The organism is Pseudomonas sp. MDV22-iso1, assembly GCF_058145095.1.
The window spans coordinates 251,000-265,957 of record NZ_JBYVMF010000005.1; the positions used below are offsets into that span (position 1 = coordinate 251,000).

General features: G+C 59.6%; 13 protein-coding genes. 5 read left to right on the plus strand and 8 right to left on the minus strand.

The annotated features are described in order from the left end of the window. Positions 1-419 precede the first annotated feature (419 nt). Positions 420-608, plus strand: a complete 189-nt coding sequence (locus AC3ZVB_RS09035) for a hypothetical protein (protein ID WP_162437964.1) — start codon at positions 420-422, stop codon at positions 606-608. 82 nt (positions 609-690) lie between these two features. Here the strand turns inward: AC3ZVB_RS09035 and AC3ZVB_RS09040 are convergent, their stop codons facing one another. The 7 genes from AC3ZVB_RS09040 to AC3ZVB_RS09070 form a co-directional block, all read right to left on the minus strand. Further along, complete coding sequence (locus AC3ZVB_RS09040; RefSeq protein ID WP_162437963.1) at positions 691-1,233, minus strand: DUF2058 domain-containing protein; 543 nt, start codon at positions 1,231-1,233, stop codon at positions 691-693. A gap of 28 nt (positions 1,234-1,261) precedes the next feature. After that, a complete protein-coding gene (mazG, locus tag AC3ZVB_RS09045) occupies positions 1,262-2,095 on the minus strand; it encodes a nucleoside triphosphate pyrophosphohydrolase (protein WP_162437962.1) in 834 nt (277 codons plus the stop codon). A 123-nt stretch (positions 2,096-2,218) separates the two neighbouring features. Continuing rightward, a complete protein-coding gene (gene relA / locus AC3ZVB_RS09050; RefSeq protein ID WP_162437961.1) occupies positions 2,219-4,462 on the minus strand; it encodes a GTP diphosphokinase in 2,244 nt (747 codons plus the stop codon). Positions 4,463-4,583: 121 nt separating this feature from the next. Then, on the minus strand, positions 4,584-5,936 hold the full coding sequence (rlmD, locus tag AC3ZVB_RS09055; RefSeq protein WP_162437960.1) for a 23S rRNA (uracil(1939)-C(5))-methyltransferase RlmD: 1,353 nt from the start codon (positions 5,934-5,936) through the stop codon (positions 4,584-4,586). Next, positions 5,936-6,838: a cysteine synthase CysM gene (cysM, locus tag AC3ZVB_RS09060; RefSeq protein ID WP_162437959.1), complete on the minus strand. Its 903-nt coding sequence runs from the start codon at positions 6,836-6,838 to the stop codon at positions 5,936-5,938. The genes rlmD and cysM overlap by 1 nt, the downstream gene beginning before the upstream one ends. 167 nt (positions 6,839-7,005) lie before the next feature. After that, a complete protein-coding gene (locus tag AC3ZVB_RS09065; protein WP_490146335.1) occupies positions 7,006-8,424 on the minus strand; it encodes a histidine kinase sensor domain-containing protein in 1,419 nt (472 codons plus the stop codon). Next, entirely contained in the window at positions 8,411-9,133 is a 723-nt protein-coding gene (locus AC3ZVB_RS09070) for a response regulator transcription factor (protein WP_162437957.1), read from the minus strand. Before AC3ZVB_RS09070 ends, AC3ZVB_RS09065 begins: the two co-directional genes overlap by 14 nt. A 214-nt stretch (positions 9,134-9,347) precedes the next feature. On the opposite strand from AC3ZVB_RS09070, the gene AC3ZVB_RS09075 reads away from it, so the two are divergent. From AC3ZVB_RS09075 to AC3ZVB_RS09090, 4 genes are all read left to right on the plus strand, one after another. Next, positions 9,348-12,101: a response regulator gene (locus AC3ZVB_RS09075; protein ID WP_194693125.1), complete on the plus strand. Its 2,754-nt coding sequence runs from the start codon at positions 9,348-9,350 to the stop codon at positions 12,099-12,101. Positions 12,102-12,317: 216 nt separating this feature from the next. Beyond that, positions 12,318-13,310 (plus strand): 2-hydroxyacid dehydrogenase, encoded by a 993-nt coding sequence (locus tag AC3ZVB_RS09080; RefSeq protein ID WP_162437955.1) that lies wholly within the window; start codon positions 12,318-12,320, stop codon positions 13,308-13,310. Positions 13,311-13,387: 77 nt separating this feature from the next. Continuing rightward, entirely contained in the window at positions 13,388-13,822 is a 435-nt protein-coding gene (locus AC3ZVB_RS09085; RefSeq protein WP_162437954.1) for a hypothetical protein, read from the plus strand. Beyond that, entirely contained in the window at positions 13,822-14,226 is a 405-nt protein-coding gene (locus AC3ZVB_RS09090) for an META domain-containing protein (RefSeq protein ID WP_162437953.1), read from the plus strand. The genes AC3ZVB_RS09085 and AC3ZVB_RS09090 overlap by 1 nt, the downstream gene beginning before the upstream one ends. Positions 14,227-14,417: 191 nt before the next feature. Here AC3ZVB_RS09090 and AC3ZVB_RS09095 read toward each other — a convergent pair whose 3' ends face one another. Then, entirely contained in the window at positions 14,418-14,885 is a 468-nt protein-coding gene (locus AC3ZVB_RS09095) for a TlpA family protein disulfide reductase (RefSeq protein WP_162437952.1), read from the minus strand. Positions 14,886-14,958: the final 73 nt, after the last annotated feature.

Consider the following 14,958-nt stretch of genomic DNA (forward strand, 5'->3'; position numbering starts at 1 on the left):
TGAAAACGCCCCGACTGGTTCGGGGCGTTTTTTTTGCAAACAGATAAATTCGCCACGGCCCCTGTAGCAGCTGGCGAAGCCTGCGTTCGGCGACGAAGTCGTCGTCAATTCGGTACACGCGGTATGCTTGATTCATGGAGGCGACTGGTTTTACGACGACTTCGTCGCCGAACGCAGGCTTCGCCAGCTGCTACAAGAATCGTGCGTGACCTACAGTTTTGCTCATTGCCAACATGAAGCTTTTGTCATGAAACTTAACGGCCTGCGACCGAATGTCGCGGATTTGGCGGATTGCAGGACTTTTGCAAAATCTGCAACTGTCCGTTACGAAATCTGGTCGTTTACTTAGCAAGCTATCCAAACATATAACAGAGTCCTGCACATGCCTTGGTGCAGGTAACTGAGATTGGAGCTAGCAGATGACTGTAAAAGTAACTGAACGCGACGATTCACATATGTCTCATGAAGGCGTAGCCGCCGGCATCCGTATCTGGGATGTGCACCAACAAGACTTGCTCGTGGGGATGTTCCATTCCGAGACCGATGCCCACAACTACAAATGCGAACTGGAAACACTGGAACAGCAACGTGAACAACTGTCCGCCTAGGACCTGCTCATAAGCAATTACAGCATTGAAAACGACAAACCCCGCCAATGAGCGGGGTTTGTCTTTGTAGAGCCTTAAGCGCTTACCACATCAGATCGTCCGGGATCTGATAGGCCGCGTACGGATCGTCTTCGGTCGCGACTTCTTCGGTCTGCACATTCATTTGCACGATGCGCTGCGGATCGCGCTCCTGGATCTTCAGGGCGGCTTCACGCGGGATCACTTCGTAACCGCCGCCATGGTGCACGATTGCCAGCGAACCGCTGCTGAGCTTGTTGCGCATCAGCGTGTTGACGGAGATGCGCTTGACCTTCTTGTCGTCGACGAAGTTGTAGTAATCCTCAGTCGTCAGCTTGGGCAGGCGCGAGACTTCGATCAATTGCTTGATCTGCGCGGCGCGGGCTTTCGCCTCGGCCTTTTCCTGCTGCTGACGGTTCAACTCCTGGTCGCGCTTGACCTTTTCAGCCAACGCTTCCTGGGCGGCACGTTGCTGCGAGTCGTCGAGTTCGATCTGACCTTTGTGGGCCAGGCGTTGCTGTTTCTGCTTCTCTTTGCCGACCTGTTTGGCCTGCTTCTGATTGACCAGCCCTGCTTTGAGCAACTGGTCGCGAAGGGAAATGCTCATGGTGCTTAATACTCACTTAGGCAACTGCTCAACCGCAGCTGGGCAAATTCTTTTCCTGACGTTTGGCTTCGCCCCACAAGGCGTCCAACTCTTCGAGGGTGCAATCTTCCATGGGACGGTGGGTGTCGCGCAATGCCTGTTCGATAAATCGGAAGCGTCTTTCAAACTTGTTGTTGGCACCGCGCAGTGCGGATTCCGGGTCGACCTTGAGATGACGGGCCAGATTGACCACGGAAAACAACAGGTCGCCCACTTCATCGGCAATGGCTACCGAGTCGTTGTCGGCCATGGCTTCGAGCACTTCATCAAGCTCTTCGCGGACTTTATCCAGCACCGGCAAAGCATCCGGCCAGTCGAAACCGACCTGCCCGGCGCGCTTCTGCAATTTGGCCGACCGCGACAAGGCCGGCAGTGCGGCGGGCACGTCGTCGAGCAAGGACAACTGCTCGGGGGCTGATGACTGCTCGGCCCGCTCCTGGGCCTTGATCTCTTCCCAGCGCTGCTTGACCTGTTCTTCGCTCAGCCGCGGAACATCCAGCGGCGCGTACAGATCCCCGGTAGGAAAAACGTGGGGGTGACGACGAATCAGCTTGCGGGTGATGCTGTCGACCACACCGTCGAACTCGAAGCGCCCTTCTTCCCGAGCCAACTGGCTGTAGTAAACCACCTGGAACAGCAAATCCCCCAATTCACCCTGCAAGTGATCGAAGTCACCGCGCTCGATGGCGTCGGCCACCTCGTAGGCTTCTTCAAGGGTGTGCGGGACGATGGTCGCGTAGGTTTGCTTGATGTCCCACGGGCAACCGTACTGCGGGTCGCGTAGGCGATTCATCAGGTGGAGCAGGTCTTCAAGGCTGTACATCATTTATCTCTCACCACAAAAACCTGTGGGAGTGAGTCTGCTCGCGATGGGGGCATGTCAGTCGGCATTAATCGTGACTGATATACCGCTATCGCAAGCAGGCTCACTCCTACATTGATCATCTCAAGGAGTGCGGTTACGCCGCGTTTCGATGATGTTCGGCAACTGCGAAATGCGCCCCAGCAACCGTCCCAACGCATCCAGCCCCGGAATCTCGATGGTCAGGGACATCAGTGCAGTGTTGTCCTCTTTGTTCGAGCGGGTGTTGACCGCCAGTACGTTGATGCGCTCGTTGAGCAGCACCTGCGAAACGTCACGCAGCAAACCTGACCGGTCATAGGCGCGGATAATGATGTCCACCGGGTAGGTGAGCACCGGCACCGGGCCCCAGCTGACCTGGATGATGCGCTCTGGCTCGCGTCCGCCCAATTGCAGCACCGAGGCGCAGTCCTGACGGTGAATGCTCACACCGCGGCCCTGGGTGATGTAACCGACGATCGCATCCCCCGGCAACGGCTGGCAGCAGCCTGCCATCTGGGTCATGAGGTTGCCGACACCCTGGATCTGGATATCGCCACGCTTGCCTGGCTTGTAACCCGTCGCCTTGCGCGGAATCAGCTCGAGCTGTTCATTGCCACGTTCCGGCTCGACCAGTTGCTGCGCCAGATTGACCAGCTGCGCCAGACGCAAATCGCCGGCACCCAGGGCGGCGTACATGTCCTCGGCGGTCTTCATGTTGGCCTTGTCAGCCAGCTTGTCGAAGTCCACCGCGGGCAGACCGAGACGGTTGAGTTCGCGCTCGAGCAAGGTTTTACCGGCCGCGACGTTCTGGTCACGGGCCTGCAATTTGAACCAGTGGACAATCTTCGCCCGGGCCCGCGAGGTGGTCACGTAACCCAGGTTAGGGTTCAGCCAGTCACGGCTTGGCGTGCCATGCTTGCTGGTGATGATCTCGACCTGCTCACCGGTCTGCAGGCTGTAGTTGAGCGGCACGATGCGCCCGTTGATCTTGGCGCCTCGGCAGTTGTGGCCGATTTCGGTATGCACCCGGTACGCGAAGTCCAGTGGCGTTGCACCTTTGGGCAAGTCGATAGCGTGGCCGTCCGGGGTGAAGATATAGACCCGGTCAGGTTCGATATCGACACGCAGCTGTTCCGCCAGCCCACCGATATCACCCAGTTCTTCATGCCACTCGAGTACCTGACGCAACCACGAGATTTTCTCTTCGTAGTGGTTGGAACCGGATTTGACGTCGGTGCCCTTGTACTTCCAGTGCGCACACACGCCCAACTCGGCCTCTTCGTGCATGGCGTGGGTGCGAATCTGCACTTCCAGCACCTTGCCTTCAGGACCGATTACCGCCGTGTGCAACGAGCGGTAGCCGTTCTCTTTCGGATTGGCGATGTAGTCATCGAATTCTTTCGGGATGTGCCGCCACAAGGTGTGGACGATGCCCAGCGCGGTGTAGCAATCGCGCATCTCCGGTACCAGCACGCGAACGGCGCGCACGTCATAGATCTGGCTGAACTCCAGACCCTTGCGCTGCATTTTGCGCCAGATCGAATAGATGTGTTTGGCCCGGCCGCTGATGTCGGCATCGACCCCGGTGGCCTGCAATTCGACTTTCAGCTGGTTCATCACATCGGCGATGAAGCGCTCGCGATCCAGGCGCCGCTCGTGGAGCAGCTTGGCGATCTGCTTGTACTGGTCGGGTTCGAGGTAACGGAAGGACAAGTCCTCCAGCTCCCACTTGATGTGACCGATACCGAGACGGTGAGCCAGGGGCGCATAAATGTCGAAGACTTCACGGGCCACACGGTTGCGCTTTTCATCGTCGGCGGTTTTGACCGCACGGATCGCGCAGGTGCGTTCGGCCAGCTTGATCAGCGCGACACGCACGTCATCGACCATCGCCACGAGCATCTTGCGCAGGTTTTCCACCTGGCCTTGAGTGCCCAGCACCAGGGACTGGCGAGGGCTCAAGCTGGCGCTGATTGCCGCCATGCGCAAAACGCCGTCGATGAGTTTGGCGACCACCGGACCGAAGCGCTGGCTGACTGCCGGCAACTGGATCTGGCCTTCGCGCACGCCGCGGTACAAGATTGCTGCGACCAACGAATCCTGGTCGAGTTTGAGGTCGGCGAGGATCTCGGCGATCTCAAGGCCCGTACGGAAACTCGAGGTCCCTTCGGACCATAGATTCTTCGCCGCATTGGCCTGTTGTTCAGACGCGCGAGCGAACTCGCACGCTTCTTTCAAGGCTTCGCGATCCAGTGCCAGATCGACACTGACCGCATGATCGAGCCAAGCCTCGAGATTGATACTGCCGTCGGTGTTGATCGGCTGGTGTGCTCTCACCTGTACCATCTTGCTTACCTTCCCTACGACGCAGATTCAATGCGTCAATCGCTGACCTTCGTTGCCCGCGCGCCCGCGTCGGGGCAGGTGCGCGGCTACACGGGCGGACCAGTCGGACCAGACGAGCATCCTAGCTCGCTTCAAATAACGCCATGGCCTCGACATGTGCCGTCTGAGGAAACATATCGAGAATCCCGGCACGTTTTAACCGGTAGCCCTGCTTGATCAATTCGACCGTATCGCGCGCCAGCGTTGCCGGGTTGCACGATACATAGACCAACCGCTCGGCGCCCAGGGACTTGAGCTTGCGCACAACCTCAAAAGCACCGTCACGCGGTGGGTCCAAGAGTACCGCACAAAAGCCTTCGACCGCCCACTCGGCATCGGTCAAAGGCTGGGATAAATCGGCCTGAAAAAAACGAGTGTTATGCAGATTGTTGCTGGCAGCGTTGGCGGCTGCCCGCTCGACCATCGTCTGCACACCTTCTACCGCCACCACTTCACGGACAGCCTTGGCCAAGGGCAAGGCAAAATTACCCAAGCCACAGAACAGGTCAAGAACGCGTTCATTTGCTTTCGGCTCAAGCCAACTCAGCGCCTGGGCGACCATGGCCTCGTTGACAGCCGCGTTGACCTGGATGAAGTCTCCCGGCCGATACGCCAGATCCAGATCCCACTGTTCAAGACGATAGCCCAGGACTTGATCAGCCTCGACCGGGTAAGGCTCGCCTTCACCGTGAAGCCACAACTGGGCTTCGTGAAAAGCGCAGAAATCCTTGAGAATGGTCATGTCGGCGTCGGACAACGGCGCCATGTGCCGCAGCAGAACCGCCAGCTTCGTGCCGCTGAACAACTCCACATGCCCAAGCGCCTGTGGCTTGCTCAGTCGCCGCAGCATTTCCGGCAAGCGGTTCATGATCGGCTGCAAAGGCTGTACCAGCACCGGGCATTCGTTTATAGCAACGATGTCCTGACTGCCAGCCGCACGGAAACCGACTTCAAGTTTTTTCGCTTTCATGTCCCATCGCACCGCCACTCGCGCGCGACGACGGTAACCGAATTCCGGACCGCTCAACGGCGCTGCCCACTCTTGAGGTTCGACACCGGCAACCTTCAATAATTGCTCGGCGAGCATGCGCTGTTTCAGGGCGAGTTGTTCATCGTGAGGCAGATGCTGCACGCTGCAACCGCCGCAGCGACCGGCATGCGGGCAGGGAGCAGGACGACGCAGTTCGCTGGTTTGAAAAACCCGTTCGGTGCGTGCTTCGACCACTTTGCCGTGGGCACCCAACACGCGCGCTTCAACTTCCTCACCGGCCAGTGCGCCGATGACGAACCAGGTGCGACCTTCGAAAAATGCGATTCCGCGACCGTCATTAGCCAGGCGCTCGATGGTCAGGCGCTGCTTTTTGCCGGTCGGGATTTGTGGGGCCTTGCTGCCGCCAGTCGGCTGGAAACGCAGACCTCTCTCGTGCTTGGCCATCAGTTGGGCGCGTCGAAAATGCCGGTCGACAAGTAACGGTCGCCACGGTCGCAGATGATCGCGACGATCACCGCGTTTTCAACTTCTTTGGACAAGCGCAACATCGCGGCCACGGCACCGCCCGAGGACACGCCGCAGAAGATCCCTTCTTCGCGAGCCAGGCGACGGGTCACGTCTTCGGCTTCGCTTTGGGCCATGTCGACGATCCGGTCCACTCGATCGGCCTGGTAGATCTTCGGCAAATACTCTTGTGGCCAGCGACGGATGCCCGGAATCGCCGAGCCTTCCATCGGTTGCAGGCCGACGATCTGCACGCTGTCGCTCTGCTCTTTCAGATAGCGCGAAACGCCCATGATGGTGCCGGTGGTGCCCATCGAGCTGACGAAATGAGTGATGGTGCCCTCGGTCTGCCGCCAGATTTCCGGGCCGGTGGTGGTGTAGTGCGCTTCAGGGTTGTCACCGTTGGCGAACTGATCCAGCACCTTGCCACGACCTTCGGCCTCCATGCGCTGGGCCAGATCGCGAGCGCCTTCCATGCCTTCTTCCTGGGTGACCAGGATGAGTTCGGCACCATAGGCGGTCATGGCGGCCTTGCGCTCGGCGCTGGAATTGTCCGGCATGATCAGGATCATCTTGTAACCCTTGATCGCGGCGGCCATGGCCAGCGCAATCCCGGTGTTACCCGAAGTCGCTTCGATCAACGTATCGCCAGCGTGAATCTGCCCGCGCAACTCGGCACGGGTGATCATCGACAGCGCAGGACGGTCCTTGACCGAACCCGCCGGGTTATTCCCCTCAAGCTTGAGCAAAAGAGTATTGCTGGTGGCGCCAGGCAGGCGCTGCAAACGAACCAGCGGGGTGTTGCCGACGCAATCGGCGATGGTTGGGTACTGCAAGGTCATGGCGTATTCGCAATCCAGACTGCGGGGGCGCCTATCATACCGGCAAACCTTGCAACCCCATATCACGCAAAGTGCGGTGCTTATGGCTTGTAGGAATAAGGGCGAAGTTTTGTGCGGGATGTGCGGGCCTCATCGCGGGCAAGCCCACTCCCACAAGGTCGGCTGGATCACACAATCTGTGATCGACAGGTGTTCACCGCGAGGTTGTTCGCGAAGGCGGCATCATTGTCCTCCCCTGCATCAGCCACCAGCCGCACATTCAGCCGCAACCCGGTCCCGCTGTTCTGCGCCCAGATTTCGCCGCCCTGCCGCTGCACGGCATTTCTCGCAATGCTTAACCCCAGCCCAAACCCGCCATTCCCTGGTCTCGAACCGTCGAGCCGGGTAAACGGCAAGAAGATTCGTTCCAGATCGGTTTCAGCCACCCCGCCGCCCTCGTCTTCCAGCCACAGGAGCCAAAATTCGCCGTCACGTCGACCACCCAGCGTCACTACCCCGCCGACGGGCGAGTGTCGCACCGCGTTGCGCAGAATATTTTCCAGTGCCTGGGCCAACGTATTGAGATTGCCGCGGACCCAGCAAGATGAGTCCACCGTGCACTGCAACCGGGCCATCGACCAACAGCTTTCATAGCAGGCATTTTCCGTGAGCATCTCCCACAACGCCTGGATTTGAATCGCCTCATCGGGTAACGGCGCGCGTTCGGTATCAAGCCACGCCAATTGCAACGTGTCGTCCACCAGGCGCTGCATGCCATCGACCTCCCGGCCTATACGCTCACGCAATTGCGCCAGGCTTTGCTCGCTTTCGCTGGCTACTCGCAGGCGGCTGAGCGGCGTGCGTAATTCGTGGGACAGGTCGCGCAGCAATTGTTGCTGCAAGGCCACCGTGGATTGCAGCCGCTCGGACATGTGGTCGAAAGCCCTGCCCAATTCTCCCAGCTCATCCTGACGATTGGTCGTGCGGCTCGACAGGCGTACACCCAACTGATCGGCACGCCAGGCATTGGCCTGTTCGCGCAGGTTATTCAGCGGAACCACCAATAGCCGATACAACCCGACGCACAGCAGCAGGGTGAACAGCCCCGGGATCACGCCGTTGGTAATCACCCGCCAAAACACCCGGTATTGACCGGGCACAAAGCGTTGGGGCAGTTCGATCACCAGGCTGCCGGCAGAAGAATTTTCTGGAAAGGGAACGCGCATCCATGGCAGGCCTTTCTTGTGGATCGGCCAGTCGAGGCCGCGCAGAAAGGTCAGGTGCTGGACGTCCTTGTCCGATATTTCCTGGCTGCTCAATGATTGCAAATCACCACTGATGACGCCGACCCAGCCCGATTCACGCTGCGGCATGCTTTGCAGAAAGCTATCGACGCCAGCCCGCCCGCCCTGCTGCCAGGCCTGCTCGGCCTCGGCGGCGTAGCGCGTCAAAGTGCCCCGGGCGTCGTCCGAGAGGAATTGGTTGCGCTCCTCCATGTACCGGCCCCAGGACCAACTGAGCCAGATCATCAGCAGACAAAAGGCCACCAGCAGGAAGGCCAGTTTCCAGAACAGGGAATGCCGGCCCGGCAGGTCAGACCACTTCATCGCTGGCACTCAATACATAGCCTTTGCCCCAGACCGTGCGCACTTCGCGCTCGGTATAGCCGATGGCCTTGAGCTTGCGGCGGATCTGGCTGATATGCATGTCCAGGCTGCGGTCATGAGCCGCGTAACCACGTTGCAGGACTTGCTGATAAAGGAAGGCTTTGCTCAACACTTCATCGCCGTTGCGGTTCAGTGTTTCCAGCAACCGAAACTCGCTACGGGTCAGACCGGCCGCCTTGTCGCAGTAGAAGACCTCAAAACACTGATCGTCGAAACGCAGGCTGTCGGTCGCAGGCGCAACGACGATGGGCGCGGGCCGGCGGTCAAGCGCTACACGCCGCAGGATCGCTTCTATGCGTACCCGCAACTCAACCATGCTGAAGGGTTTTGGCAGGTAGTCATCCGCGCCCAGTTGAAAGCCGCTGATGCGATCCGCCTCGGCCCCAAGCGCAGACATCAGCAACACCGGGGTGGAGTGGCTCTCGCGCAATTGTGTCAGCGCTTTCAATCCGTCCAGTCCCGGCAGCAGAATATCCATCAACACCACATCGAACGCTTGCGCGCGCGCCATGTTCAGCCCTTCCTGACCGTTTTTGCACCAGGTCACCTGGAAGCCGTTGCGGCCCAAATGCTCATGCACGTATGCACCGAGCACGAGGTCGTCCTCAATGGCGAGGATGCGTGGATGATCAATAGAGATGGGAGTCATGAGTATCTGCAAATAATTCTCAGTTGGCGATTATTCAAGATTGCCTCGCCTTGGGCAACCCAAGGTTTGCCCAAGACGCCAACAGGCGGTACGGACCGACGACTGACCCGTTCAATTTTACGAAGAAGGGCTGCCTGCAAATCGCTACACTGCGCAGGTGGCGCCTACCGGACGTAAGCGCAGGTCATTTAATAGCTGGATGCAGGAGAGATGCGTGCTCAAGAAACTCGGAATTAAAGGCCGCGTGCTGTTGCTGACCCTGTTGCCGACCAGCCTGATGGCGTTGGTCCTGGGGGGCTATTTCACCTGGATGCAGCAGTCCGACCTGCAGACCCAGCTTATGCAGCGTGGCGAAATGATCGCCGAGCAACTGGCGCCGCTGGTGGCACCCGCCATGGGCCACAAGAACAACGAACTGCTGGAACGCATCGCCACGCAATCCCTGGAGCAACCGGATGTTCGCGCAGTGTCCTTCCTCGCGCCGGACCGTACCCTGCTCGCCCATGCGGGCCCGACCATGCTCAACAAGGCGCCCCAGGGCAACGGTTCGCAATTGCTGCGCCGCAGTGGCAACGATGCGACGCGTTACCTGCTGCCAGTGTTCGGCAAACACCGCAACCTCGCCGGCGATGTGATTCCTGCAGAAGCTGAACGGTTGCTCGGCTGGGTAGAACTGGAGCTGTCACACAACGGCATGCTGTTGCGCGGTTACCGCAGCCTGTTCGCCAGCCTGCTGTTGATCGCTGCGGGGCTGGGTGGTGCCGCGCTGCTGGCGCTGCGCATGGGCCGTACCATCAACCGTCCGTTGAGCCAGATCAAGCAAGCCGTCTCCCAGCTCAAGGACGGTCACCTGGAAACCCGACTGCCGCCCCTAGGCAGTCAGGAACTGGATGAACTGGCGTCCGGGATCAATCGCATGGCGGGCACCCTGCAAAACGCCCAGGAAGAATTGCAGCACAGCGTCGACCAGGCCACCGAAGACGTGCGCCAGAACCTTGAAACCATCGAAATTCAGAACATCGAGCTGGACCTGGCGCGCAAGGAAGCCCTGGAGGCAAGCCGGATCAAGTCCGAGTTCCTGGCCAACATGAGCCATGAAATCCGCACACCGCTCAACGGGATCCTCGGCTTCACTCATCTGCTGCAAAAAAGCGAACTGACGCCGCGCCAGCTGGATTACCTGGGCACCATCGAAAAGTCTGCAGACAGCCTGTTGGGGATCATCAACGAGATTCTCGACTTCTCGAAGATCGAGGCCGGCAAACTGGTGCTCGACCACATTCCGTTCAACCTGCGGGATCTGCTGCAGGACACGCTGACGATCCTCGCCCCCGCCGCCCACGCCAAGCAGCTGGAACTGGTGAGCCTGGTGTATCGGGATACGCCGCTGTCGCTGGTGGGCGATCCGCTGCGGCTCAAGCAAATACTGACCAACCTCGTCAGCAACGCGATCAAGTTCACCCGCGAAGGCACCATCGTCGCCCGTGCCATGCTCGAGGACGAACACGAAGACAGCGTGCAATTGCGCATCAGCATTCAAGACACAGGGATTGGCCTGTCGAGCCAGGACGTGCGCGCCCTGTTCCAGGCGTTCAGTCAGGCGGATAACTCGTTGTCGCGCCAACCCGGTGGTACTGGTCTGGGGCTGGTAATTTCCAAACGGCTGATCGAGCAAATGGGCGGCGAGATCGGGGTCGACAGCACACCGGGGGAAGGTTCGGAATTCTGGATCAGCCTGAGCCTGCCCAAGACCCGCGACGACGCCGAAGACCTGCCAGGCCCACCGCTGCTGGGGCGTCGGGTGGCGGTCCTGGAGAATCACGAATTGGCACGCCAGGCCTTGCAGCATCAGCTGGAAGATTGCGGCCTCGCTGTCACGCCATTCAATACCCTCGAAAGCCTGACCAATGGCGTTACCGGTGCGCATCAGACCGATCAGGCGATCGACCTGGCGGTACTTGGCATCACCAGCAACGACATGCCGCCAGAACGCCTCAACCAACACATCTGGGACCTGGAACATCTGGGCTGCAAGGTGCTCGTGCTGTGCCCGACCACCGAGCAGACGCTGTTCCATCTGTCCGTACCCAACCCGCACAGTCAGCTTCAGGCCAAGCCGGCCTGCACCCGCAAACTGCGCCGAGCCTTGTCCGACCTGGTCAACCCGCGCCAGGTGCGTAACGAGCCGGGGGAACCGCTGTCCAGCCGCGCCCCGAAAGTGCTGTGTGTCGACGACAATCCCGCCAACCTTCTGCTGGTGCAAACCTTGCTCGAAGACATGGGCGCCAAGGTGCTGGCCGTGGAAAGTGGATACGCGGCAGTCAAAGCCGTGCAGAACGAGACCTTCGACCTGGTGCTGATGGACGTGCAGATGCCCGGCATGGATGGGCGCCAGAGCACCGAGGCCATTCGTCAGTGGGAAAGCGAGCGGCACTGCACGCCCTTGCCGATCGTCGCGCTGACCGCTCACGCCATGGCCAACGAAAAGCGTGCGTTGTTGCAAAGCGGCATGGACGATTACCTGACCAAGCCCATCAGTGAACGGCAATTGGCCCAGGTGGTTTTGAAATGGAGTGGTCTGGCGCTGCGCAACCACGGGCCCGAGCGTTCCGGTGACGGACATGCTGGTGCACCCGAGTTGCAGGTGCTCGATCACGAAGAGGGCCTGCGTCTGGCCGCCGGTAAGGCGGATCTGGCGGCTGACATGCTGGCGATGTTGCTCGCCTCGCTTGAAGCCGACCGCGAAGCCATCCGTTTTGCCCGGGATACCGATGACAATAATGCCTTGATCGAGCGTGTCCATCGCCTGCATGGCGCAACACGTTATTGCGGCGTCCCGCAATTGCGCGCCGCCTGCCAGCGTAGTGAAACCCTGCTCAAGCAACAGGACCCGAAAGCCTATAGCGCACTGGAGGAGCTTGACCGGGCCATCAACCGTCTGGCCGCGCATGCGCGTATCAATGCTTGATGTAACGTAGGTATTCGCCTTAACGCCGTTCCCTGTAGCAGCTGGCGAAGCCTGCGTTCGGCGGCGAAGCCGTCGTAAATTCGTCAAATGCGGTTCATCTGAAGCACCGAGATCACCAGTTTTACGACGGCTTCGCCGCCGAACGCAGGCTTCGCCAGCTGCTACAAAAGCGCGAAGCGTGAAGCGTCAAAGCTTGAAAATTTCCAGGAGGACAGCATGCGCACCATTCTTTTCAGCAGCCAGAACTACGACCGCGAGAGTTTTCTCGCTGCAAAACTGCCCGACGGCATCGAGTTGCAGTTTCAATCGGCGCGATTGAGCGTCGATACCGTGGCATTGGCGGAGCATCACGAGGTGGTCTGCGCCTTCATCAATGATGACTTGAGCGCGCCTGTGCTCGAATGCCTGGCCGCCGGTGGTACCCGACTGATCGCCCTGCGCTCGGCGGGTTACAACCATGTCGATCTGGCCGTCGCCAAGCGACTGGGACTGGCCATTGTGCGGGTCCCGGCCTATTCGCCGCATGCAGTAGCCGAGCATGCGGTGGCATTGATCCTTGCGCTCAACCGTCGTTTGCACCGCGCGTACAACCGCACCCGCGAAGGCGATTTCAGTTTGCATGGGCTGACGGGCTTCGACCTGGTGGGCAAGACGGTCGGCGTGGTGGGCACAGGGCAGATCGGCGCAACCTTCGCGAAAATCATGCACGGGTTTGGCTGCGAGTTGCTGGCCTACGACCCCTACCCCAATCCCGACGTCGAAGCCCTCGGCGCCCGCTACCTGAGCTTGCCGGAACTGTTGGCCCAGGCGCAGATCATCAGCCTGCACTGCCCGCTTAACGAACAGAGCAAGTATTTGATCAACAGCGAGTCACTGGCACACATGCAGCCTGGGGCGATGCTGATCAACACCGGACGCGGCGGTCTGGTGGACACGCCTGCACTGATCGACGCACTGAAGGACGGTCGACTGGGCTATCTGGGGCTGGATGTGTATGAGGAAGAGGCCCAGCTGTTTTTTGAAGACCGCTCGGACCTGCCACTGCAAGACGATGTGCTGGCGCGCCTGCTGACCTTTCCAAACGTGATCATCACGGCGCATCAAGCCTTCCTGACCCGCGAAGCACTGGGCGCCATTGCCACGACCACGCTGCAGAACATCGCGGCCTGGGCGGATGGAAAGCCACAGAATCTTGTGGCTGCCGGCTGAACCAGATCGAAGGTCACTTGCCCGCTCCATGCTGCGGCGATGTCCGTGCTAGCATGCCGCGCATATTTGGAGGACCCATGGCCGAACACGATTTTCGCTATACCCTGATGAACCCGCAACACACCCTCACCGAATGCCGCGCCCTTGTGCCTGGGCGTTATCAGGTCACCGGTAACGGTGGTTCGATTCGCAACAACGACGTGCTGGTCGTGACCCTCAAAGGCAGCAAGGACCTGTCCATGCGCCTGACCGTCGAAACGGTTCGCCACTTGATCAATCCACCGGGCCAATGGGTCGCGGTTGCGAGTGGTCCGGTGTTCGGCGAATTGGCCATCCACACCTGGAAAGTCAATTGCGACAGCTGCGCCAAAGAGCTGAGCTTTGAGTTCGCCGTCGACGCCAAGCTGGGCAACAAGGCTGAAAAACCGGCCGCCACCGCGCGGATTGCCGAGCTGGGCTGGACCACTGTCGGCGAGAAGCACCTGTGCCCAAAATGCCAGGAGCCTGCGTGATGAAACGCCTCGCTATGACCGCGATGGTGGGTGCCAGCCTGATGGGCTGCGCCGCCGAGCCGGTGCAACTGCAACAGAACCGCAGCTACATTCTGGAATGGATTGGCGAACGTCCGCTGATGGATTACAGCCACTTGACCATCACCCTCGGTGAAGATGGTCGAGCCTACGGCAACGGCGGCTGTAACCATTGGTTCGCGCCCTATACGCTGGAAGGCGACAAGCTGAGCTTCGGCAAGATTGGCAGTACGCGCAAACTGTGTGCGCCTGCGCTGATGGAACAGGAAAAACGCTTTTTGCAGGCACTGGAAAATGTGCAGCGTTGGGACATTTCGCCCATCGAGCAGATGCGCTTCTGGCCCGCCGAAGGCAAGCCGCTGCGCTGGTGGCTTGAAGAGGGTTGATCACCTCTGCTGAACCCGGCTGACTTACTGTGGCAAGGGGATTTTGTGCTCAGCGGCTTTTGTGGCGAGGGGATTCATCCCCGTTGGGTTGCGAAGCGACCCCAAAAAAGGGACCGCTGCGCAGTCCAACGGGGATGAATCCCCTCGCCACAAAATCCCCGTACCACAAAAAGCCCCTGCCATCTGCGCAATCAATTAGTTGCCTGCAACGCCTCAAGCTTCGCCATCACACCCGCCGCCGTCTGCTCACCCATCAACTGCTCACGCACCTTGCCCTTGTCATCGATGATGTAGGTCACGGGTAACGCTTCGCTGCGCGGCACTTCGAACAGCTCGGCCGGATCCTGGGCCAGTACGGTGAACTTGATCCCCAGCTTCTCGCTGGCGCTTTTCAGCTCTTCGCCCTGCACATTATCGAAGTTGACCCCGAACACATCGATCTTCTTGCCCTTGAGCTGCTCGGCCAAGGTATTCAACTCGGGTATCTCGGTTCGGCAAGGCCCGCACCATTCCGCCCAGTAATTGAGCACCAGCCATTGCTTGTCCAGACGGTCGGCGGCGACTTTCTGGCCGTTCTGGTCGATTCCGTAATCATTGCCACAGCCCCCCAGCAGTAACGTGCCGAAGATCGCCAATGCCGCTGCCAGTCGTCTAGTCATGTCGTAATCCTTGTCAAAAAAAGAATACCGCCGCGACCCATTGCCTCTCCAGGTTCTGGAATACGCGCTGCAC